General features: G+C 44.7%; 18 protein-coding genes and 2 pseudogenes. 7 read left to right on the top strand and 13 right to left on the bottom strand.

Annotated features, from left to right (window positions below):
- Positions 1–142: 142 nt before the first annotated feature.
- Positions 143–1,564: a site-specific integrase gene (locus P4S59_RS04650; RefSeq protein ID WP_140263776.1), complete on the bottom strand. Its 1,422-nt coding sequence runs from the start codon at positions 1,562–1,564 to the stop codon at positions 143–145.
- A gap of 881 nt (positions 1,565–2,445) precedes the next feature.
- Between P4S59_RS04650 and folD the strand changes: the two genes are divergently transcribed.
- Complete coding sequence (gene folD / locus P4S59_RS04645) at positions 2,446–3,306, top strand: bifunctional methylenetetrahydrofolate dehydrogenase/methenyltetrahydrofolate cyclohydrolase FolD (protein WP_005396027.1); 861 nt, start codon at positions 2,446–2,448, stop codon at positions 3,304–3,306.
- A gap of 68 nt (positions 3,307–3,374) precedes the next feature.
- Here the strand turns inward: folD and P4S59_RS04640 are convergent, their stop codons facing one another.
- The 4 genes from P4S59_RS04640 to P4S59_RS04625 form a co-directional block, all read right to left on the bottom strand.
- Positions 3,375–4,574 (bottom strand): NupC/NupG family nucleoside CNT transporter, encoded by a 1,200-nt coding sequence (locus P4S59_RS04640; protein ID WP_337168026.1) that lies wholly within the window; start codon positions 4,572–4,574, stop codon positions 3,375–3,377.
- Positions 4,575–4,831: 257 nt separating this feature from the next.
- Entirely contained in the window at positions 4,832–5,776 is a 945-nt protein-coding gene (locus tag P4S59_RS04635; protein WP_124008631.1) for a LysR family transcriptional regulator, read from the bottom strand.
- Positions 5,777–5,867: 91 nt separating this feature from the next.
- Positions 5,868–6,839, bottom strand: a complete 972-nt coding sequence (locus P4S59_RS04630) for a lytic murein transglycosylase (protein WP_337168025.1) — start codon at positions 6,837–6,839, stop codon at positions 5,868–5,870.
- 48 nt (positions 6,840–6,887) lie between these two features.
- The gene (locus P4S59_RS04625) at positions 6,888–7,169 is read right to left on the bottom strand and encodes a YcgL domain-containing protein (RefSeq protein ID WP_005382303.1); all 282 of its coding nucleotides are present in this window, start codon (positions 7,167–7,169) and stop codon (positions 6,888–6,890) included.
- 197 nt (positions 7,170–7,366) lie between these two features.
- Between P4S59_RS04625 and minC the strand changes: the two genes are divergently transcribed.
- The 3 genes from minC to minE are packed head-to-tail and all read left to right on the top strand — an operon-like array spanning position 7,367 to position 9,125.
- Positions 7,367–8,029 (top strand): septum site-determining protein MinC, encoded by a 663-nt coding sequence (minC, locus tag P4S59_RS04620; RefSeq protein WP_337168024.1) that lies wholly within the window; start codon positions 7,367–7,369, stop codon positions 8,027–8,029.
- 17 nt (positions 8,030–8,046) lie between these two features.
- Positions 8,047–8,859 carry a septum site-determining protein MinD gene (minD, locus tag P4S59_RS04615; RefSeq protein ID WP_005388331.1) on the top strand — a complete coding sequence of 271 codons (813 nt, stop codon included), beginning with the start codon at positions 8,047–8,049 and terminating at the stop codon, positions 8,857–8,859.
- 2 nt (positions 8,860–8,861) lie between these two features.
- Entirely contained in the window at positions 8,862–9,125 is a 264-nt protein-coding gene (gene minE, locus P4S59_RS04610; RefSeq protein WP_005396037.1) for a cell division topological specificity factor MinE, read from the top strand.
- Positions 9,126–9,203: 78 nt separating this feature from the next.
- Here the strand turns inward: minE and rnd are convergent.
- The 7 genes and pseudogenes from rnd to P4S59_RS04575 form a co-directional block, all read right to left on the bottom strand.
- Positions 9,204–10,321 (bottom strand): annotated as a pseudogene (gene rnd, locus P4S59_RS04605) (ribonuclease D).
- Positions 10,322–10,400: 79 nt separating this feature from the next.
- Positions 10,401–12,091 (bottom strand): annotated as a pseudogene (gene fadD / locus P4S59_RS04600) (long-chain-fatty-acid--CoA ligase FadD).
- Positions 12,092–12,197: 106 nt separating this feature from the next.
- Positions 12,198–13,052, bottom strand: a complete 855-nt coding sequence (locus tag P4S59_RS04595) for an alpha/beta fold hydrolase (protein WP_337168023.1) — start codon at positions 13,050–13,052, stop codon at positions 12,198–12,200.
- Between the two features lie 6 nt (positions 13,053–13,058).
- Positions 13,059–13,616 (bottom strand): Slp family lipoprotein, encoded by a 558-nt coding sequence (locus P4S59_RS04590; RefSeq protein WP_337168022.1) that lies wholly within the window; start codon positions 13,614–13,616, stop codon positions 13,059–13,061.
- Positions 13,617–13,658: 42 nt separating this feature from the next.
- Complete coding sequence (locus P4S59_RS04585) at positions 13,659–13,964, bottom strand: chromosome partitioning protein ParA (protein ID WP_074191016.1); 306 nt, start codon at positions 13,962–13,964, stop codon at positions 13,659–13,661.
- A 60-nt stretch (positions 13,965–14,024) separates the two neighbouring features.
- Positions 14,025–14,726 (bottom strand): tRNA (adenosine(37)-N6)-threonylcarbamoyltransferase complex dimerization subunit type 1 TsaB, encoded by a 702-nt coding sequence (gene tsaB / locus P4S59_RS04580; RefSeq protein WP_337168021.1) that lies wholly within the window; start codon positions 14,724–14,726, stop codon positions 14,025–14,027.
- A gap of 29 nt (positions 14,727–14,755) precedes the next feature.
- Positions 14,756–16,696: an ATP-dependent DNA helicase gene (locus tag P4S59_RS04575; RefSeq protein WP_337168020.1), complete on the bottom strand. Its 1,941-nt coding sequence runs from the start codon at positions 16,694–16,696 to the stop codon at positions 14,756–14,758.
- 218 nt (positions 16,697–16,914) lie between these two features.
- Between P4S59_RS04575 and purU the strand changes: the two genes are divergently transcribed.
- Positions 16,915–17,748: a formyltetrahydrofolate deformylase gene (gene purU, locus P4S59_RS04570; protein WP_005382206.1), complete on the top strand. Its 834-nt coding sequence runs from the start codon at positions 16,915–16,917 to the stop codon at positions 17,746–17,748.
- A gap of 74 nt (positions 17,749–17,822) precedes the next feature.
- Here the strand turns inward: purU and P4S59_RS04565 are convergent, their stop codons facing one another.
- Positions 17,823–18,422, bottom strand: coding sequence for a VOC family protein (locus P4S59_RS04565; RefSeq protein WP_337168019.1), 600 nt, complete (start codon positions 18,420–18,422; stop codon positions 17,823–17,825).
- A 220-nt stretch (positions 18,423–18,642) separates the two neighbouring features.
- On the opposite strand from P4S59_RS04565, the gene argS reads away from it, so the two are divergent.
- Both argS and P4S59_RS04555 read left to right on the top strand, forming a co-directional pair.
- Positions 18,643–20,376, top strand: coding sequence for an arginine--tRNA ligase (gene argS / locus P4S59_RS04560; protein ID WP_337168018.1), 1,734 nt, complete (start codon positions 18,643–18,645; stop codon positions 20,374–20,376).
- Between the two features lie 126 nt (positions 20,377–20,502).
- Positions 20,503–20,931, top strand: coding sequence for an HIT family protein (locus tag P4S59_RS04555; RefSeq protein WP_012842045.1), 429 nt, complete (start codon positions 20,503–20,505; stop codon positions 20,929–20,931).
- Positions 20,932–20,998: the final 67 nt, after the last annotated feature.

Raw genomic sequence — 20,998 nt, 5'->3', positions numbered from 1 at the left:
CATCATTTTCACCGTTATGGTTTTTTTGATAACTAGGGGGTACGCCTCTTTACAATATTCTTTAAGCTTAGACTTAAATTCAACTAGGAGAGATTTAAAGCGCTCCGTTGTGAAAGTTTCTAGAAAAATCATATATCTGGCCCTAATCTGTAATTGAAATGAAGTTTTGATCGCTTCCAGAGTGAATGGCTGCCAGTATCATTTCATTCATCTTTTGTGTGTCCTCACGCACTTTTTCAATATCAATTGTCGAGGTGTAAATCTTTGTACTCTTTGGTTCTTTGTGTCTTATAAAATGTTGAACTTCCAGAAGTGAGTAGCCTTTACTACCTCTAGGGTTAGGGGCGTGATTGGTCATGAAGTGAGCGTAGTAGTGGCGCATTGAATGAGTGCCAAGTGAATCAAACCTTGGGTCTGTATTTAAGCCAGCTCTCTTAAGGTTTAAATCCCAAGCTTCCTTGATAGTGCTATTTGCGGAACGGTAGTAGGGTTGATATTCGAATATTCCAGTCTGACTATTTTTAGTGGATCGACTCTGTAAGAAGACGTACTGAGAGTTTGACTCAGCCCTTTCATGCTCTAAATAGCTTGTTAATTCTTCAAAGAAAAATGATTTAAAAGGTTCTATAAAAGTTACGTGATAATGGTCTAAAGATTTCCCACTTTTTGTTTTATAATCAATAGCTTCAAGGTAACTAACTGCTCCTTTGTCGTGTAGTTTAACCTCTTCATTGATAACGTCCAAATCACAAAATCTCACTTTTGTTGCTTCAGAAAACCTTAACCCTCCTCCAAAGCAGAGTGCGTATAAACATTTGTCACGATGAGTTTTGGTGTTCAAAAGAAATTGCCCTATGGAATCCTTTGGAAAATGTTTAGGTTCCTCGCTTTTGGTTTCACTGGGCAGTTTGAAAAAATTTTTGATTTTCGAGACCTTAGCACCACCTGAGATGCAGCCAGCTAAGTAAGAGTTCTCAATCAGCGCTTTACGCTGACTTGTTGGTAACTCCTTTACCATGCCGAGTTCTTCACCAACGGCAGTAAGTGGCCGATCTACATTAATAAGCCCATCCATCTTTCTCTGCTGTACCATGCTGTATTCAAGTGCGTTTGATGCAGTTACAAAATCACACAGACTTGAAATCATACGTTTAGCTGATGTTCTACCAAGAGGGGTTGAATCTAGATTTACAGCGCATGCTCTGGCAAGTGGATTGTCTGAGCTTTTCCCATCCATAAGAAAAGAAGGATAAGCTTTAAAAATATTGTTCAGAGTAGTTCTTAAATGAAAGGCAGAGGAGTAATGGCATTTTTTCGTAAGCTCTTCCTTGAACGCCTGCGTGTGTAGTACATTTGATGCTTCAATGTAGAAATCATAGAACTTAGCTAAATCTGAAGCCTTCGCTTTAACAGTGTTGTATGGCTGACTACTTAATATAAGATTATTTATATGCTCTTCAAGCTCCACAATCGAACCTGTGATTCTCGAAACGAATGAATAAAAAATCACACCTTCTGGGGTAGTGAGTTCTCTTTTAATTACATTCTTCGTTTTTCTAGCCATTTTTCACATCGCACCAAAATTAACCTAACACTCCATATATCCTATACCAAAAAAATGCCTTTTGGTGCAATGATAAAGGGGGTTACGTGATTTGTGACTGAGATATGGGAAATTTATAAATTTCTGAATGAAAAAAGCCAGTACCTAAATTAATAGATACTGGCTCTTCAAAGTGGCACGCCCTGTAGGATTCGAACCTACGACCACATCCTTCGTCACACTATAGCTTTCGCTACCACCTCTTAAGGCTTTGTGCGCTGGACTATACCTTTACCATAGCTTTGAAAGCTTTAGGTAGACGCCGTCTAGTCTCTACACCTTCCCATAATTACAGGGCTTGGCTCGGGATTGCCAACTCGTTAAAGTAAGGTTTCCCCGAATTTGACGTCTTACACTCTTATCGTTTCCAAAAAGAGGCCCAATCTGAACGCTAGATAAATCTAGCCAATTAGAAGGGACGTGCTCTATCCAGCTGAGCTAAGGGCGCTTTATTTTGCTTTTCAACTATATCTAGCTAAAAAACGAAATTCAAATTGTTTGTACGCTTCATTGCACCAGATTAGGTTGCAAAGCCACTAGTCAGTCATCTTGATTCATTACACCAAAAATAACCTAATATAAGAACCAATGACCACATCCTTAGAAGGGACGTGCTCTATCCAGCTGAGCTAAGGGCGCGCTACAGGGACAGGATTATACGAGTTCAAACGGGTAAATCAACGGGTTTTCATAACATTCTGATCTGAATGCCTAAAAAAAGTCCATCAAAACGCTTAATGTTCAAAAACACCACAAAGCAAACGTTTGCGTATGGATGTTAATAAGAAATTCTGCGACAATGCGCCGCAGATAATTTGCCTTCTTAATTTATAAGGAAAGTCATGACTGCTCAAAATATAGACGGAACTCTCATTTCCCAAACTGTTCGCTCCGAAGTGGCTGCACGTGTTAAAGCGCGTGTTGAAGCAGGGCTACGTGCTCCTGGTTTAGCAGTGGTTCTAGTTGGTGAAGATCCTGCTTCTCAGGTTTATGTCGGCAGCAAACGCCGCGCATGTGAAGAAGTTGGGTTTGTTTCTAAGTCTTTTGACCTTCCTGCGTCTAGCTCAGAAGAAGAGTTACTAGCGCTGATTGATGAATTAAACAACGATGATGAAATTGACGGCATTCTAGTGCAATTACCCCTTCCTGCGGGCATCGACACAACACATGTTTTAGAGCGCATTCACCCAGAGAAAGACGTGGATGGCTTCCACCCTTACAACGTTGGTCGTCTTGCGCAACGTATTCCAAAGCTTCGCTCTTGCACGCCAAAGGGCATCATTACCCTACTCGACCGTTACAACATTGAGCTACGTGGTAAACATGCTGTTGTGGTCGGTGCATCAAACATTGTTGGTCGTCCAATGACACTTGAGCTGCTGCTTGCGGGCTGCACGACAACAACATGTCACCGTTTTACCAAAGACCTAGAGAGTCATGTACGTCAAGCTGACGTTGTCGTAGTTGCGGTTGGTAAGCCAAACTTCATCCCTGGAGAGTGGATTAAGAAAGGTGCAGTGGTTATCGATGTCGGCATTAACCGTCTTGATTCAGGCAAGCTAGTTGGCGACGTGGAATACGATAAAGCACGTGAAAGTGCGAGCTTTATTACTCCTGTCCCTGGTGGTGTTGGCCCAATGACCGTCGCAAGCTTAATTGAGAACACGATGCTCGCTTGCGAGCAGTTCCACACAGACAAATAACGTAAACTTCAGATACGAAAAAGGCTCCGCAAGGAGCTCTTTTTGCTAATTTTAGGTATATCTTTCAATTACAGGCTTAAAATCACGCCCGCAATCGAAGCGCTCATTAAGTTCGCCATGACACCAGCGATAATCGCACGGAAACCATGTTTAGAAACAAATGCACGCTTTTCAGGTACCAATGAGCCCAACCCACCAATCAGCATCGCCATGCTTGAGATGTTTGCAAAACCACACAAAGCAAACGTCACGATTGCTTGTGAGTGCTCACTAAGTTGAGACTTCACTTCTGCAAGCTGGATGAAGGCAACGAACTCATTCACCACAATCTTGTTACCAATCAGCGAGCCTGCTGTGGTTGCTTCTTGCCATGGTACACCTAATAACCAAGCGACTGGCGCAAACACAAAACCTAGGATGAGCTCAAAACTTAATGGTGTCCCAATAAGATCACCTATCCAGCCTAGCATGCCGTTTAACATTGCAATGACACTGATGAAAGCCAATAGCGTACCACCTACTGATACAGCAATGCGTACACCCGCCATGGCACCATCGGCTAATGCTTCTACTACGTTGGTTGCACGTGGAATTTCAACTTGGCTAATGTCGATATCTGCTGCTTTATCCGTATCTTCTGGCATTAAAATTTTTGCCATCAGCAAGCCCGCAGGTGCCGACATAAATGCAGCAGCAATAAGATAGTTAAGGTCGACACCCAGTGATGCGTAACCGACCAACGTTCCACCAGCAACTGATGCCAAACCACCTGTCATCACCGCAAAAAACTGCGAGTCAGTCATGTGTTTTAGGTAAGGCTTCACCATCAATGGCGCTTCAATGGTGCCAACGAAGATATTCGCCGTAGCAGACAAAGACTCCGCACGACCGGTACCCAGCAGTTTTTGAATACCGCCACCGATAAAGTTAATGATTTTTGGCATCACACCAATGTGATAAAGACCGGAGATAAGAGAGGAGAAGAAAACGATGATACCCAGAACATTGATCGCAAAGGTGAAGCCCCCTGTCGCCAAATTACCGAATAAAAACGCAATGCCCTCTTGACCATAGTTGATCAAATTCGACACTACGCTGCTCACTGAATTCAGCGCATCTCGTCCTGCTGGTACATATAAAACCAACAACGCAAACAGTACCTGCAAAGCAAACGCAAACGACACTGTTCTCAGCTTTATATTTTTTCTATTTGTAGAAAGTAGCCATGCTACGAATAGTATGGCTACGATACCAATAATTGAGTTCATAAAATGAATCCGACAGAAGGGGGATATGGAAGGCACCGGATTGTATAGTGGACTCAAAATGCTGCAAGTTGAGGATGTTAACAGTGTGAAAAGTTTAAGCGCCCAATAATTAACCTTAACTATAAGGCATTGAATTATATAAATATAAACGTTTGCTTATTTTTATTATTTCTATATGGAAAAGATGTTTCTAGTTCTGGAAAAATTTTTGTGAAGTGAATCACCTTATGTGCCGTTCAATAACGTCATTGATCCTGTTACTTAGGAATAGAGATGTAAGACGCTAGACGTTGATCCCAATGACACGGGTTACCGATCTTCTGTTTGATGAAGTTAATCACTGCGGATATTTTTTTGGGCATATGTTGGCGGCTTGGATACACCGCATAAAACGGCATCGACTGACTTGCTTTCCAGTCCGGTAACAATTGTATTAACTTACCCGTCCTAAATTCATCACCCAGTAAGTAAGTGGCAAGGTAGGCAATACCCCAACCTGCAATAGCGGCATCCCGAACGGCTTCTGCCAGATCCACTGAATAGTTACCCGAGACTTTTACGTTCAATTCTTGCTGATCTTTGGTAAATGCCCACCCCGTATAGTCACGCTCCCAGCTTCTGTATATAAGACAGTTATGAGAAGACAAATCATCCGGCTCTGTTGGCGTATCATGTTTCAATAAGTAATCTGGTGATGCCGCTACAACAAACTGGCAATCCGTCAAACGCTGCGCAATGTAACCTTCAGGTAAATGCTCGTTGTTGGTTACCCATAAATCGAGCCCTTCGGCTAACATATCGACCTTATAGTCAAACAGATGTACTTCCACTTGAAGTTGAGGATACAGTTCGCGTAACTCTTGAATCGCTGGGATAATGTGCAAGGTACCGAATGATTGCGACAAACCAAGACGCACTAAGCCTGCCACTTCATCCCGCTGGGTTTCCATCTCTAATGTAGCACTGCTCACCGCTTGTACTACTTGCTCACAGTGATGAAAAAAGGTTTTCCCTGCCTCAGTCGGCGTAAAGCTTCGCGTAGTGCGTTGAACAAGCTTGATACCAAGAGAGGCTTCTAGCTGGCTCAACTGCTTACTCACATGAGACACCGACACGCCTAAGCTCTTTGCAGCAGCCGTGAAACTTTTATGTTTAAGAAGAGCGGAGAAGATCACCATTTGTGCAGCACGTTCAGATAACACGCTTTACCTCGATTTGATTATAGAAAAAACAAAGGACTCCGAAGAGCCCTCATATTGAATACTGGATGCCAAGTGATTATTTGATAACAGCTCAGTATTTGATTCGGTCAGCCAAGTGACTCACGGCGAGTGCGAAGTAGTAAGAGCGGTTCCACTTCATCAGTACGTTGTAGTTATTGTAAACCAGATACGTACGACCATTTTCGTCGTCCGGCATGATCAACCATGCTTTGATGTCTTCATCCAGTTTTGGCAACGGACTACCGTCGTATTTTGTGATGCCAAGTTTGCTCCACTCCTGAAGGTATTTACCTTTTTCAGCTGTGCGCCCTTCTAAGCTGCGATCAATGCCTTTAGGAACTTTCACTTGGCGACCCCAAGTGTATTTGTCATCCCAGCCGGACTTGCTCAAATAGTTAGCGGTTGATGCAAACACGTCGGCTTCAGATTGCCAAATGTCTTTTTTACCATCCCCGTTGCCGTCAGCGGCAAAACGTAGGAAAGAGCTTGGCATAAATTGACACTGTCCCATCGCACCAGCCCAAGAACCTTTAAAGTTATCTAGCTCAATATGGCCTTGATCGAGGATCTGCAGTGCCGACATGGTCTCTTTACGGAAAAACTCTTCACGACGGCCTTCAAAAGCCATTGTGGATAGTGCATCAATCACTTTAAAGTTGCCCGTAAACTTACCAAAGTTACTTTCTACACCCCACAGCGCCACGATAAAGCGAGGCTGCACACCGTACTCATCGCCTATACGCTTTAGCTCGGTGTAATGCTCTTTATAGAGTTGTCTTGCTTGCTTCACCTTCCATTCGGGCACCGCGCGAGGAATGTATTCATCCAACGTCAGTTTCTTCTCTGGTTGGTTTCGGTCCGCTTTTACTGCTCGAGGCTTGTACTCAACATTCGCAAAAGCAGCATTAATGACCTGCTCTGAGATACCTTTATCACGCGCTTCAGCACGCAGCTTATTCAAGTATTCATCGAAACCCTCGCTACTTGCAAAAGCCGAGGTACACACACCAACGCTAAGCATGGTAGCCAGTATTTTTTTCATATTGCCCTCCTTGAGCAAGGCAGAAATCCCAGATGAAAAACGATGACGTTATTCGCCTTTCTGCTGGGCTTTTTGTTCTTTGTACTTTTCTAGTAGGTTCTCCGGCGGAGGCGGAACCTGCAAAAAGAAGCCATCATTTTGCAATGAAGCCTTCACTTTTTCGATATCAACTTGTGCCAATTTACGGCCATCAAGTTTAATCGTCATAACAGCGATAGGCTTACCGAACATCTGCATTAAGGTGTCAGGAACCTGTGAAAAATCATCCTTTTTCGGAATATAGAGATAAGTACCTTCTTTTTTCGAGCTTTTATAAATAGAACAAAGCATGACACGCCTTTTATGCTGATTTAGCCGCGTTGAGTGCGGATTAGGTTGAAAACGTCAAATTCTCGCAAACTTAATAGCAAATTTGAGATTAATTCACCTATTTGCCCACGAGAGAACTTGCTGCGTCAAAGGATGAAATATAACATGACAGACCTAGTTTAAGGCAACGCTCTTTCAATAAAGGCAAGAAGTCCACGATGACCCATTCACCAGACCTTAAAGGTAGCAGTTTTACATTGTCAGTTTTACACCTTTCTGACAATGAGATCGCAAAGACTGTCGAATTTTTGCAAGAAAAAGTTTCTCAAGCACCTTCTTTTTTTGCATCCGCGCCTTTGGTAATCAATATAGCAAAAGTACAAGGCGACATTGATTTCCCTAAGCTTAAACAAGACATCTCAGATGCTGGTTTTATTCCGGTCGGTGTAACGGGCTGTAAAGACAAGCGTGTACAAAATCTTGCTTCCGAAGCTGGCTTCGCCATTATGTCGGCAAGCAAATCACCAAGCCAGGCGCCAGCCAAAATGGCACCAACGAAAGTAGTTCGCACGCCTGTTCGATCAGGACAACAGATCTACGCGAAAGATGGTGATTTGGTGGTGCTAGCGCACGTAAGTGCAGGTGCTGAAGTCATTGCTGACGGCTCTATTCATATCCATGGCACACTTCGAGGCCGTGCGATTGCAGGCGCAAGTGGTCAGCAGGAAGCGCGTATTATTTGCCACGATTTACAAGCAGAACTGGTATCCATTGCGGGTGACTACTGGTTAAGCGATCAAATTGAAAGCGAGTACTGGCAAAAGAAAGTAATGATCAGTAAAGCCGATGAATCATTACATTTAGAAGTTCTCGCGATTTAATCTAAAAAGGAAAAAAAATGGCACGCATTATTGTAGTAACGTCTGGTAAAGGTGGCGTTGGTAAAACCACTTCAAGCGCAGCCATCGCCTCTGGTCTAGCTCTGAAGGGAAAAAAGACCGCGGTGATCGATTTTGATATCGGTTTGCGTAACCTCGACCTAATCATGGGCTGTGAGCGCCGTGTCGTGTATGACTTTGTAAACGTCATTAACGGCGAAGCGACATTAAACCAAGCGCTGATCAAAGATAAGCGCACGGACAACCTATTCATTCTTCCTGCTTCTCAAACTCGTGATAAAGACGCACTGACAAAAGATGGTGTTCAGCGCGTATTCGGCGAACTTGATGAAATGGGCTTTGATTTCATTATTTGTGATTCACCAGCAGGTATCGAACAAGGCGCATTGATGGCCTTGTACTACGCCGATGAAGCCATTGTCACAACGAATCCAGAAGTCTCTTCTGTGCGTGACTCTGACCGCATTCTCGGTATTTTAGATTCTAAGTCCCTGCGTGCAGAACAAGGGCTAGAGCCAGTAAAACAGCACCTGCTACTGACTCGCTACAACCCATCTCGCGTCACTCAAGGCGAAATGCTAAGCGTTGAAGACGTAGAGGAGATCTTACATATTCCACTACTGGGCGTGATTCCAGAAAGCCAAGCCGTGCTTAACGCGTCAAACAAAGGTGTGCCAGTCACTTTTGACGATAACACCGATGCAGGTATGGCTTACTCTGACACCGTTGATCGCTTATTAGGCAATCAGGTTGAATTTCGTTTCCTTACTGAGGAGAAGAAAGGACTCTTTAAACGACTCTTTGGAGGCTAGACATGTCATTATTAGAATTTTTCCGTCCACAGAAGAAAACTTCTGCGAATCTAGCTAAAGAGCGTTTGCAAATCATTGTTGCTGAGCGCCGCAGCCAAAATGATCCAGCGCCTTCTTACTTACCTCAATTGAAAGAGGACATCTTGAAGGTGATCAGTAAGTACGTGGCAATTGATCCAAATATGGTTGACTTAACATTTGAGCACAAAGACGACGATATCTCAGTTCTTGAGCTCAATGTGAAGCTACCAGACGACGAGAAGTAAACCACTTTTCCTCGCGAGATTGAATGCTCAGATTTGAATGAAAAAGGTTGGCATCGAGGCCAACCTTTTAACCTTTTATTACTTTAATGCTTTGTTCATCTTGTCGCCGAGTAGATCCAAACGCCACCCTTGCATCAAGTCAGGCAACACTTCTGGATCGCGATCTTTTTCCACACCCAACTGATCAACTGATTAATCTGCTTTTTAGAAGCAAGGAACTCCGTCGCTAAGCCAGACTTCTGCGACGCCGATTTCACTATGTCTTTCATATTTTTGAAGACTTGTTTGTAACCTGGATAATCCATTAAGCGTTCAATTTTCGCTGGATACTCTTCAGAAGGTGTTTGCTTCGCTTGTTTAACAATCGCGGCAATCTTCGCGCCATGGCGGTTAATCGCTCGGATATCAATATCTTCCGCTTCCATCTTCTTAAAGTTCGTTAAGCCAAGACGAGCGACTGTTAACAGGTCACCTTCTTTGAAGATAAAGTTCAGCGCTAAATCTCGTTTGATTGCTTCACAGTAACGCCACGTCGCTAGAGGCTTTAAAATCGCCAGCTCAGAAGGTTTTAACTGCCAAGCACCTTTAATATCAAGGTAGGCATTCTCTTCATTAGTGACGCGAATACGTTTTGAAACCAACAAATCACTTTCTTGTTGTACGGCTTCCCACCAACCTGCTTGCGTCACCTTATCGAGCAGCTTTTCGTATAACGGTAACAAGTAATGAACATCTGCGGCAGCATAATCTAATTGCTTTTGTGTCAGTGGACGAGCCATCCAGTCAGTACGTGATTCACTTTTGTCTAGCTCAACACCTAAATATTCTTCCACCAGCGTTGCAAAGCCTGTTGATAGACCGTGGCCAAGAAAGGCCGCCATCAACTGAGTATCTACCATAGGGAACGGCGTACAACCAAATGCATTTTGGAAAACTTCTAAATCTTCACCACATGCGTGCAGCACTTTTAACACGGAAGTATCTTTTAATAGCGCTACGAACGGCGTCATATCCGTTAATTCGGTCGGATCAATCAGCGAGAGGCGATTACCATCGAAAAGCTGAATCAGACCTAACTGCGGGTAGAAAGTGCGAATACGGACGAATTCGGTATCCAACATCACTACATCTGCCTCTCGGGCGTGAATGCAAACTTCTTCTAGGTCTTTGTTTTTGGTAATAATTTGATAATTCACATACTTCTCGCTATAAAAAATGCCAGCAAAACGCTGGCATTCTATCATTTTTTAAATCTCTCGACTCGACGAAATCGGCTTATGCGCTTTTCTTCGCGAGTTCAGCGTCGTTCTCTTCACGCAGAACACGACGCAAGATCTTACCGACATTGGTTTTAGGGAGGTCTTCACGGAACTCAACCAACTTAGGCACTTTGTAGCCAGTTAAGTGCTGACGACAATGCGTAATCACTTCATCTTTGGTCAAGCTCGGGTCGCGTTTCACGACATAGATCTTCACTAATTCACCAGAGACTTCGTGCGGTTGACCAATAGCGGCCACTTCAAGGACTTTGCCGTGTAGCGCTACAACGTCTTCGATTTCGTTCGGGTAAACATTAAAGCCTGATACCAAGATCATATCTTTTTTACGGTCAACGATGTGCAAGAAGCCTTCGTTATCGAACTTAACAATGTCGCCCGTTGATAGCCAGCCGTCTTCGTTGATCGTATCTTTCGTTGCTTCAGGTCGTTGCCAGTAGCCTTGCATAACCTGAGGACCACGAACTTGAAGTTCACCAGTTTCAGTGTTCGGAAGCGCATTGCCTTCTTCGTCCACAATACGAACTTCTGTTGATGGCACAGGCAGACCAATCGATCCATTGTATTCAACAAGGTCATGCGGGTATGCCGCAACCAATGGAGAACACTCGGTTAGGCCGTAGCCTTCTAGTAGGTAACAACCCGTGGTCTTCTGCCATCTTTCTGCCACTGAGCGCTGCACTGCCATGCCGCCGCCAACGGCTAAACGTAGGTTACTGAAATCCAACTCGTGGAAGTCTTCGTTGTTGATCAAAGCATTAAATAAGGTGTTCACGCCCGTAATCGCAGTAAACGGATGCTTTTGTAGCTCTTTCACGAACCCTGGAATATCTCTAGGGTTCGTAATAAGTAGGTTACGGCCACCCATTTCGACAAACAGTAAACAGTTTACGGTAAGAGCAAATACGTGATACAGCGGTAGCGCTGTCACGACCAATTCGCGGCCTGGAGATAAAACCGGCCCGTACGCGCCTTTTGCCTGTAGAACGTTCGCAATCATGTTGCGGTGAGTCAGAATCGCACCTTTCGCGACGCCTGTCGTCCCCCCGTATATTGCAGGAATGCAATGTCATCCCCAGACATAAACGGTTTAACGTATTGTAGACGACGACCTTTACGTAGAGCCTGACGCATTGAGATTGCACCAGGTAAATCGTACTTAGGCACCATGCCCTTAACATACTTCACGACAAAATCGACAATCGTACCTTTCGCTCGTGGCAGCATTTGACCAAGGCTGGTTAACACCACGTGTTTAACTGGTGTTTTATCGACGATTTGTTCTAGCGTGTTCGCAAAGTTAGATACAATCACAATCGTCGTCGCACCTGAGTCATTCAATTGGTGTTCAAGTTCACGAGGAGTGTAAAGTGGGTTAACGTTTACGGCGATACAACCTGCACGCAAAATACCAAACAACGCCACTGGGTATTGCAGTAGGTTTGGCATCATCAGAGCAACACGGTCACCCTTTTGCAGTTTTAACTCGTTTTGCAGATACGCTGCGAATGCGCGACTACGCTCTTCCAATTTACGGAAGGTCATAACCGAGCCCATGTTCATGAATGCTGGTTGGTCTGCATATTTTTGTACAGACTGCTCAAACATTTCTACCAAAGACTCATATTGCTCTGGATTAATGGTTTCAGGTACGTCACTTGGATAACGTGAAAGCCATGGTTTATCCACGATGTTACTCCTCGTTTATAACTGGCTAAAAAATAGCGTCCTTTTTATTTTGAAAGCTATTACAGCACAGCGAACGTGCTTGAGCACGCAACTCTCAAACACTTGTTTAAATTTTGTTAACTACACCAATAATTCGCGTTGCGACCTCGAGTATTTGCTCTAAATGACAGTGATGACCACCCTTGACAGAAACCACTTGCGGCGGGTTCTCTCCCCAATCAGCTTGGTTAGATGGTAAATTCTGAAATCCTTGATCGCCTAATACGATCAAATGAGGACAACGTATTTGGCTGGTAATCGAGTTAGCATGCGCTTGCGCCATTCGGTAAAGCGACGCACATTTTAACTTGGCATCATGCCGCCAATACCATTTATCTCCTCGCTGCTCCGTTCCTCGCTCGACTATCGGCAGAAGCTGCTCAGCGGTTAATTGGTTGGCTTGCATGCGTAATTTTAACGCCAGATCGAAGGAGGTAATGCTTCGCTCTGGCTTGTTTTGCTGTCTTATTCGACTTAAAACGCCATCGCGAAGACGAGGCAAACTGTTAGTAGGATCTTCAGTAAGAGGTCCTGCTCCCTCAATTTGCACAAGAGCTTCGACCTGCTCTGGAAACGCAGCACTATAGCAACTTGCGATTAAAGCACCAAGTGAATGCCCTACTAATATCAGTCTGTTTGGTGATAATTCGTCCAACAGCTGATATAAATCGGCAATATAGTCGTGAAAGGGATAATAATTATCGTGAGATTTATGACTCGATAAACCGTGACCAAAATGATCGATGGCGAGGAGGTGTAAGTGAGGATTAAGCTGGTTCAACTGCTCCATGAGCGCTTTAAAGCTGCCCGCATTATCTAACCATCCATGAAGAAAAACGACTGACAAGTCAGCCGTTTTCTCGTTCCCTATCTCAAGGGCTGCCATTTTGCCGGCAGGAAGCTCGAATTGACGCTCATGCATCGCAGATTATTTGACCTGTTTTATCACTTTACCGTCTTGTGGGAAATCATTACGCCACATGCGGCAGTTAATCGAGTAACATGGGTAAAAGTAGGTTGGCGAATCATACATGCGTACACGTTCTTCAATTTTCCACAAACGGTAGCCTTGCCCCTTAATGATCGGGAATACGTATTCGTGCTCACCAATCTTTCCTTCTTCTTCTCCGGCGCCTGTACCTACAAGCGTCAACAAGCGACCTTCACTAAAGGCAACAGGCTCTAAATAGCCATCAAAATAGGTGACAAAACGTCCCGTAGGCTCTTCATCAATATCAGGTTTACCAGACTTACTGATTGGAAGATTTACAATCTCTAGACGCGTTTTATCTTTAAAGTTATCCACTTTAGCGATGATTCCACCAAGGCGAACATCTTCACTCACTTGCCCCTGAGACTCAGCAAAAGCTTTATAGTCTGTAACGACCAATTCTGTGCTTGCATTTAGCGCCTCTGGCAACGAGCTACACGCAGACAAACCAACCGTAGCAAATAATGCGAGAAAAAACCGTCCAAAAACCTTCATAAACCACCTTTCATATTAGTAATCCCTGTTTGGGGAAAGTACTCACACGTAAATATCGACACCAAGTAACTGAGCCAGTTCCTCTTTTTTAGCTCGATTCATGACATCCATGTACTGCTCCATCGCTTTACGTGCGCTCCCTTCAGGAAGGTCATATTGCACTTGAGCTCGGTGAATTTGGGACTCATCCACGTGTTTTATGGAGTGCGCCACAGCGTTAGCAACCTTTGAAGGCTGACCTACAGGCTGCTTTGTTTGTGATTTACCTACCTGCTTCTTTTTGCTGACTTTATTAGTGCGATTTGCACCGGGAATCAAAGAAGGAGGCAAGCCATTAATCGACGCCATAGCACTCCATAAAAATACAGGGCAAACGCCCTGCTTTTTGTCAGGTTAATGAAAAACGGACTATTCGCGACCAGGAAGTTTTTTCCATGTCACATTATCACGTAAATAGACAGGGCTCGAATCTTCGACCGGCACGGTATTACCCTTTTTAAATTCTTGTTCAGCAAGAATCACGATGTCTTGTGAATCAGGGTACAGAACCTCACCATGCGTCAAGTTAAACGGTAAATCTGCTAACGCTTCTTGGTAGGCATCCCAACCCGTGCCTGCTGTCGTCCACGTTTTGTCGTCTGCTTGTGCTTCTTCAGTTAGACGTGCTGGTGGAATAACACAATCTTCATCAATACCAACCCATTCACCATTGTCTTGACGAGAATAGCGCGCCCAATAAACTTCACTCATACGTGCATCAATGGCAACAGCGACATTGGTCACACCATGTAAACGATGGCTACCTTGAGCCATCGCAGCCAGCGTTGAAACGCCGATCATAGGTAAGTCAGCACCGAACGCCAAACCTTGTGCGATACCAATACCGATACGAACGCCAGTAAAGCTACCTGGACCACGTCCAAACGCTAACGCATCTAGCTCTTGTAGAGTCAGGCCAGCTTCTTTAAGTACTTCATCAACCATTGGCAGTACTTTTTTGGTGTGATCGCGTGGTGCAACCGCGCTACGTGAAATCACTTGATCATTAGCCAACAACGCAACTGAACAGTTTTCAGTCGCTGTATCGATAGCAAGAATTTTTGCGCTCATTTAACTCTCTACAACTCTCATTTATTGGGTTATGCCTCAGCACTTGCGTCTGTGACAGATTGTTCTGCTTTCAGGAATGCTTTGATTCCATCTAAGTCTCGCGTTCTTGGGATAGGTGGTAGGCTTCCGAGGAAAATACCACCGTAGTCTCGCGTGACAAGGCGATTATCACAAATGATCAACGCACCGTGATCCTTCTGATCTCGAATTAATCGCCCTACTCCCTGCTTTAACGTAATCACTGCATCCGGGATTTGTACTTCAGCAAATGGTTCACCGCCACGTAATCGACAATCCTCGACACGGGCTTTGAGTAACGGATCGTCAGGGGCGGTAAACGGTAATTTGTCGATAATAACACAGCTCAGCGCATCACCTCTAACATCAATCCCTTCCCAGAAAGCGCCTGTCGCCACGAGTAAAGCGTTACCCAGTTCCATAAACTCCGCCAAGGTTTTCTGCTTACTCATCTCCCCTTGCATTAACACAGGCAGCTCAAGTACTTCTCGGAACTTCTCACCGAGCTCACGCATCATGCTGTGCGAGGTACATAAAAAGAAGCAGCGACCATCATTTTCTTCAATCACCGGAGCAAGCATTCGGACTAACTTATCCGCTAAGCCGTTACTGTTTGGCTCTGGCAGATACCTTGGCACACAAAGGCGCGCTTGTTTTTGATAATCAAAGGGGGACGGCAGAGAAAATTGCTTTGTAGGCTTGAGGCCAAGGTGCTCAGTAAAGTGCTTGAAGTCGCCCGATACGGCTAGAGTTGCTGACGTGAAAATCCACGCGCCTTGTTTAATCTCTATTTGCTCATGGAACTTGTCCGCGACAGAAAGAGGCGTAATGTGCAGAGCGAAATGACGAGGCGAGGTATCATACCAGTATGAGTAACCAGTAATATCGACATCACATACCCGGTCGATGCGGCCTTTGATCAAATTGGCTCGTTCAAAGGCGGTATCCAGTAATTGACTGCGCCCTAAGGCTATTTTGAGTACATCAATCGCCAATTCGAGGCTATCAGTTAAGCGCAATAATTCTCGCTTAATAGAACCTGATTGCAACGCCTCACGCCAGTTGCCACGAAAGCCTGGCTCACCCAATACAATCCGCATGTCCATTGCGCTTTGCATGAGTTTGTCGCCCACTTTTTGCAATTGACGCATATCTTTGGCTTCGGTGCGATAGGCTATTTCAATGTCTTTGGCAAGATCGTGAATTTGGCGGCTTGAAACTGACTGGCCGAAATATTCGCTCGCAATATCTGGCAACTGATGAGCTTCATCAAAAATAAACACATCGGCTTCTGGAATCAGTTCACCAAATCCTGTTTCTTTGATCGCTAAATCAGCAAGAAACAAGTGATGGTTCACTACAACAATGTCGGAATCCATGGCTCGCTTACGCGCTTTCAATACAAAGCAATCAGTGTAGCTCGGACACTCTTTACCCAAACAGTTATCATTGGTTGAGGTGATGGTCGGAATGATCATGCTGTCTTCTGGCAGATCATCACAATCCCCAAGGTCACCTGTTTTGGTTTCTGATGACCAAGCACGCACTTTAACCAGTTGAGTTAATAACGTCGGGTCAGATTCATTAGTGTGGCTTTCGACCATTTGGCGGCTCAAACGATCCAAACACAGATAATTAGAACGCCCTTTTAATAACGCCACTTGGCCATAAAAACCAAGCGCATTGACCATGAGCGGTAAGTCACGATGGTACAACTGCTCTTGCAAGTTTTTCGAGCCTGTACTGATGATCACTTTTTTACCGCTCAACAGCGCAGGGACTAGGTATGCGAAGGTCTTACCGGTTCCGGTTCCTGCCTCCACCACCAACTGGGTTTGATCTTTGATCGCACTGCTGACGGCTTCCGCCATATCGATTTGTGGCTGACGAGCTTGAAAGCCAGGAATGGCCTTACCTAACGCGCCATCAGAGGAAAAAGTTTTTGCGATCATGCTTGGTATTGAGTTTGAAAAATTATCGAGAGTATATCAGAGGAATAGGAGTGACATCAGCCCACAATCTGACCAGCTTGTGGCGACACACGGATATTTTGTTGAAACCAACGTAAGAATAGATTATTTATGGTGAAACATGGCAGTACAGTTACACCCGCCAGGGAATAATAACACATTCGTACGCTAAAATATTAATGCATGGAAGTACCTGATTTATGGAAAAGAAAACACTGTTGACCCACTGTTCTGACGCCCCGGGTCTCATCTCGAAAATCACTAATATCTGTTACAAGCACCAACTCAACATCGTTCACAATAACGAATTTGTTGATAATACCAGTGGCCACTTTTTCATGAGAACGGAGCTGGAGGGATACTTCAACGATCAAACGTTTCTTGCCGATTTGGACCAAGCACTCCCGCAAGGTGCTAAGCGTAAATTGGTTGGCTCTCGCCGTAAGCGCATCGTCATTCTCGTCACAAAAGAAGCGCATTGTTTAGGCGATATTCTGATGAAAACCTACGACGGAAGCCTAGATGTTGAGATCGCCGCTGTGGTAGGGAATTACGACAAACTGCAAACTCTCACTGAACGCTTCGACATTCCTTACCACCACGTGACCCATGAAAACCTTAGCCGTGAAGAACACGAGCAGAAGATGTTAGAGGTGATCGACCAATACGATGCTGACTTTTTGGTGTTAGCTAAATACATGCGCGTATTGACGCCTACGTTTGTTGAGAAATACCACCACAAAATCATTAATATTCATCACAGCTTCTTACCTGCTTTTATTGGCGCTAAGCCATATCAACAAGCTTACGATCGCGGTGTGAAAATCATCGGTGCAACGGCACACTTCGTGACTAATGATTTAGATGAAGGGCCGATCATCAAGCAAGACGTAATTCCTGTCGACCATACATTCAATGCCCAAGATATGGCACAAGCGGGACGCGATGTAGAAAAGAATGTGTTGAGCAAAGCGTTGAATAAAGTCATTAACGACCACGTCTTTGTTTACGGCAATAAGACGGTTATCCTTTAAGTTCATCGCATTTGAAAAAAGAAAGGGTTGCTCATTTGGCAACCCTTTCTTTTTAATAGTTGTTCAGAGCTCACTTATTCAGCCTGCTCAGACTCCACAATACGCTTAAGTGAATGCGGGTGCAGCTTGATACAAATGCCTTGGTACTTAAACGCCACGGTTGGGTTGTTCAAGCGTTCGCCTTCCCCTTTCGGGCTCGACAATTTGATCTTCACACCCAGCTCTTTTAACTCATCAAAACGCGCGCCAAACGCTGGGTAAGTGTGTTTCAAATCAGCAAGAAACTCATCTGCGGTTTCGGCATGAGACGGAATCACAAACTCCACATGTTCCCAGCTTTCATTTGGGTAGATTTTGCCTTCCGCAGGGTATGGCAGCTCCAGACACTCAATCTTCCAGCCACGGCTTTCCAACGCTTTGTCGAATTCGATAACGATGATTGGGCGACCGTTTATTTTCGCTTGTGAAATCACCTTACCGTATTGATTCCATGCTTCATGCGCGGCTTTCACTGTTTCAGTATCATTAATACGCAGCGCAATATGGTCAGCCTGAGCAAAGCTCAGATCCAGTTTTAACAGGGTTGCAAGCTCTTCAATCTTCGCCATAAATGCGTCCAGGTCTTGGATCATCAATTTAGGCGCTAGGCGTTTTTCAACTAGTTGAGTCGTCATTGTGGCTCTCTTATGGGGCGATTTATCTCATTACTCTGAGCGCAATAGTAAACGCAAACCAAACCACATTTCCATTCAATCGAAAAAGTATAAATTTCCCCAATTCCTCTCTGTATGAAAAGCAATAAAGTTGTTATCATTAGCCCCATTTTTGTGAACTCCAACAGAACTCGGCACTTACTTTGCCGAGTTCTTTGTCCTTGAATTGAAGGAAACGCGTGTGAATATCCAAGCACTTATTAATGACAAAGTATCTCAGGCTCTAGAAGCCGCTGGCGCACCTGCAGGCAGTCCTGCAGCCGTTCGCCAATCAGCAAAGCCACAATTTGGTGATTACCAAGCAAACGGCGTAATGGGCGTTGCTAAAAAACTGGGTACTAACCCTCGAGAATTTGCACAGAAAGTACTGGATGTTCTAGACCTAGATGGTATTGCGAGCAAAACAGAAATCGCTGGCCCTGGTTTCATCAACATTTTCCTAAGCGAAGAGTTCCTTGCGAAACAAGCCGACGCGGCGCTAGCAGACGAACGTCTTGGCGTAGCTAAAGAAGAAGCGCAAACCATCGTTGCCGACTACTCTGCACCAAACGTAGCAAAAGAAATGCACGTAGGTCACCTGCGTTCAACCATCATCGGTGATGCAGTGGTACGTACGCTTGAGTTCTTAGGTCACAAAGTGATCCGCGCGAACCACATCGGCGACTGGGGTACTCAGTTCGGAATGCTTATCGCAAACCTTGAGCGTGTACAACAAGAGTCTGGCGAAGTTTCTATGGAACTTGCGGACCTTGAAGGCTTCTACCGTGAGTCTAAAAAGCTGTACGATGAAGATGAAGAGTTCGCAGTAAAGGCGCGAAACTACGTGGTAAAACTGCAAAGCGGTGACGAGTACTGTGCAGAAATGTGGAAAAAACTCGTTGATGTAACCATGATCCAAAACCAGCGCAACTACGACCGTCTAAACGTGTCACTGACTCGTGACGACGTAATGGGCGAAAGCATGTACAACGACATGCTTCCTAAGATCGTTGCGGACCTAAAAGAACAAGGTCTTGCCGTTGAAGATGATGGCGCGCAAGTTGTATTCCTAGATGAATACAAGAACAAAGATGGCGAACCAATGGGCGTTATCGTTCAAAAACGCGATGGTGGTTTCCTATACACAACAACAGATATCGCATGTGCAAAATATCGTCATGAAGAGCTAAGCGCAGACCGTGTGCTTTACTTCATCGACTCACGTCAACACCAGCACCTAATGCAAGCTTGGACGATTGTTCGTAAAGCGGGCTACGTGCCTGAGTCGGTATCTCTTGAGCACCACGCGTTCGGCATGATGCTGGGTAAAGACGGAAAGCCATTCAAGACTCGTGCGGGTGGTACCGTTCGTTTGGCAGATCTTCTGGATGAAGCAGAAGTTCGCGCAGCACAGCTGATCGAATCTAAAAACCCTGAACTAGATGCAGAAGAAAAAGAGAAGATCTCTAAAACAGTTGCAATGGCAGCGGTTAAATACTCTGACTTATCTAAACACCGTACGACTGACTACGTGTTCGATTGGGACAACATGTTAGCGTTTGAAGGTAACACAGCACCATACATGCAATATGCATACACTCGCGTAGCTTCAATTTTCGCTAAAGCTGGTGTTGCTATGGATGCTCTCCAAGGTGACATCAAAATCACTGATGAGAAAGAGAAAGCACTTATTGCTAAACTTATGCAGTTCGAAGAAGCGGTGCAATCTGTTGCTCGCGAAGGCCAACCACACATCATGTGTAGCTACCTATTCGAACTAGCAGGTCAGTTCTCTAGCTTCTACGAAGCGTGCCCTATCCTAGTTGCTGAAGACGAAGCAGTGAAACAAAGCCGTCTGAAACTAGCTGCGCTAACAGCGAAGACCATCAAGCAAGGTCTGTCTCTACTGGGTATCGATACTCTAGAGCGTATGTAATCCGCTTTTACGTAGTTAGCTTAAGTAGCACAAGCTAAATGATGACAAAGGTTGACGTGAAAGCGCCAACCTTTTGTTTTATCTGTCGTATACTAATTCAAACTAAAAATTAATCGGACAGCAATAATGAGTTTTGAACTTCATCCTCAATTGGCAAAAGACACTTCGGTGATTGGTCACTTCCCACTTTGCGTCGCGCTTCTTCATAAAGATAATGCTGTGCCATGGGTTATCTTGGTGCCTAAACGCGAAAATTTGAAAGAGCTACACCACTTGCCAATGCAAGAGCAACAACAGTTTTTGCTCGAATCTCAAGCGGTAAGCCAAGCACTCGAAGCGACATTCCGCCCAGACAAGCTAAACCTTGGCGCCCTAGGTAACATGGTGCCACAGCTGCACATTCACCATATTGCGCGCTTTAAAGACGATATGGCATGGCCAGGACCAGTTTGGGGGAATACAAAAGGAGAGTTTCGTACTGACGAAGAACAAGAAGAGATTCTTAACCGAATTCGTAATGTGTTGTCGTTAAGCTCTATCTTCCGTAAAGCGTAACCGTTATATAACTTTTAATTCAGGTAGAAAGTAAAAAGCCGCATCATTGCTGATGCGGCTTTGTTGT

The organism is Vibrio sp. M60_M70 (genome assembly GCF_037162085.1).
In the GTDB taxonomy this organism is placed as follows: Bacteria; Pseudomonadota; Gammaproteobacteria; order Enterobacterales; family Vibrionaceae; genus Vibrio; species Vibrio diabolicus.
Note: the sequence above shows the minus strand (reverse complement) of the source record. Positions and strands in the feature narration are given on the sequence as shown.

What these genes read in the sequence shown, in the direction of transcription:
- P4S59_RS04650 (WP_140263776.1), bottom strand. Translation starts at nt 1,564, where the DNA reads ATGGCTAGAAAAACGAAGAATGTAATTAAAAGAGAACTCACTACCCCA.
- folD (WP_005396027.1), top strand. Translation starts at nt 2,446, where the DNA reads ATGACTGCTCAAAATATAGACGGAACTCTCATTTCCCAAACTGTTCGC.
- P4S59_RS04640 (WP_337168026.1), bottom strand. Translation starts at nt 4,574, where the DNA reads ATGAACTCAATTATTGGTATCGTAGCCATACTATTCGTAGCATGGCTA.
- P4S59_RS04630 (WP_337168025.1), bottom strand. Translation starts at nt 6,839, where the DNA reads ATGAAAAAAATACTGGCTACCATGCTTAGCGTTGGTGTGTGTACCTCG.
- P4S59_RS04625 (WP_005382303.1), bottom strand. Translation starts at nt 7,169, where the DNA reads ATGCTTTGTTCTATTTATAAAAGCTCGAAAAAAGAAGGTACTTATCTC.
- minC (WP_337168024.1), top strand. Translation starts at nt 7,367, where the DNA reads ATGACCCATTCACCAGACCTTAAAGGTAGCAGTTTTACATTGTCAGTT.
- minD (WP_005388331.1), top strand. Translation starts at nt 8,047, where the DNA reads ATGGCACGCATTATTGTAGTAACGTCTGGTAAAGGTGGCGTTGGTAAA.
- minE (WP_005396037.1), top strand. Translation starts at nt 8,862, where the DNA reads ATGTCATTATTAGAATTTTTCCGTCCACAGAAGAAAACTTCTGCGAAT.
- P4S59_RS04595 (WP_337168023.1), bottom strand. Translation starts at nt 13,052, where the DNA reads ATGCATGAGCGTCAATTCGAGCTTCCTGCCGGCAAAATGGCAGCCCTT.
- P4S59_RS04590 (WP_337168022.1), bottom strand. Translation starts at nt 13,616, where the DNA reads ATGAAGGTTTTTGGACGGTTTTTTCTCGCATTATTTGCTACGGTTGGT.
- P4S59_RS04585 (WP_074191016.1), bottom strand. Translation starts at nt 13,964, where the DNA reads ATGGCGTCGATTAATGGCTTGCCTCCTTCTTTGATTCCCGGTGCAAAT.
- tsaB (WP_337168021.1), bottom strand. Translation starts at nt 14,726, where the DNA reads ATGAGCGCAAAAATTCTTGCTATCGATACAGCGACTGAAAACTGTTCA.
- P4S59_RS04575 (WP_337168020.1), bottom strand. Translation starts at nt 16,696, where the DNA reads ATGATCGCAAAAACTTTTTCCTCTGATGGCGCGTTAGGTAAGGCCATT.
- purU (WP_005382206.1), top strand. Translation starts at nt 16,915, where the DNA reads ATGGAAAAGAAAACACTGTTGACCCACTGTTCTGACGCCCCGGGTCTC.
- P4S59_RS04565 (WP_337168019.1), bottom strand. Translation starts at nt 18,422, where the DNA reads ATGACGACTCAACTAGTTGAAAAACGCCTAGCGCCTAAATTGATGATC.
- P4S59_RS04555 (WP_012842045.1), top strand. Translation starts at nt 20,503, where the DNA reads ATGAGTTTTGAACTTCATCCTCAATTGGCAAAAGACACTTCGGTGATT.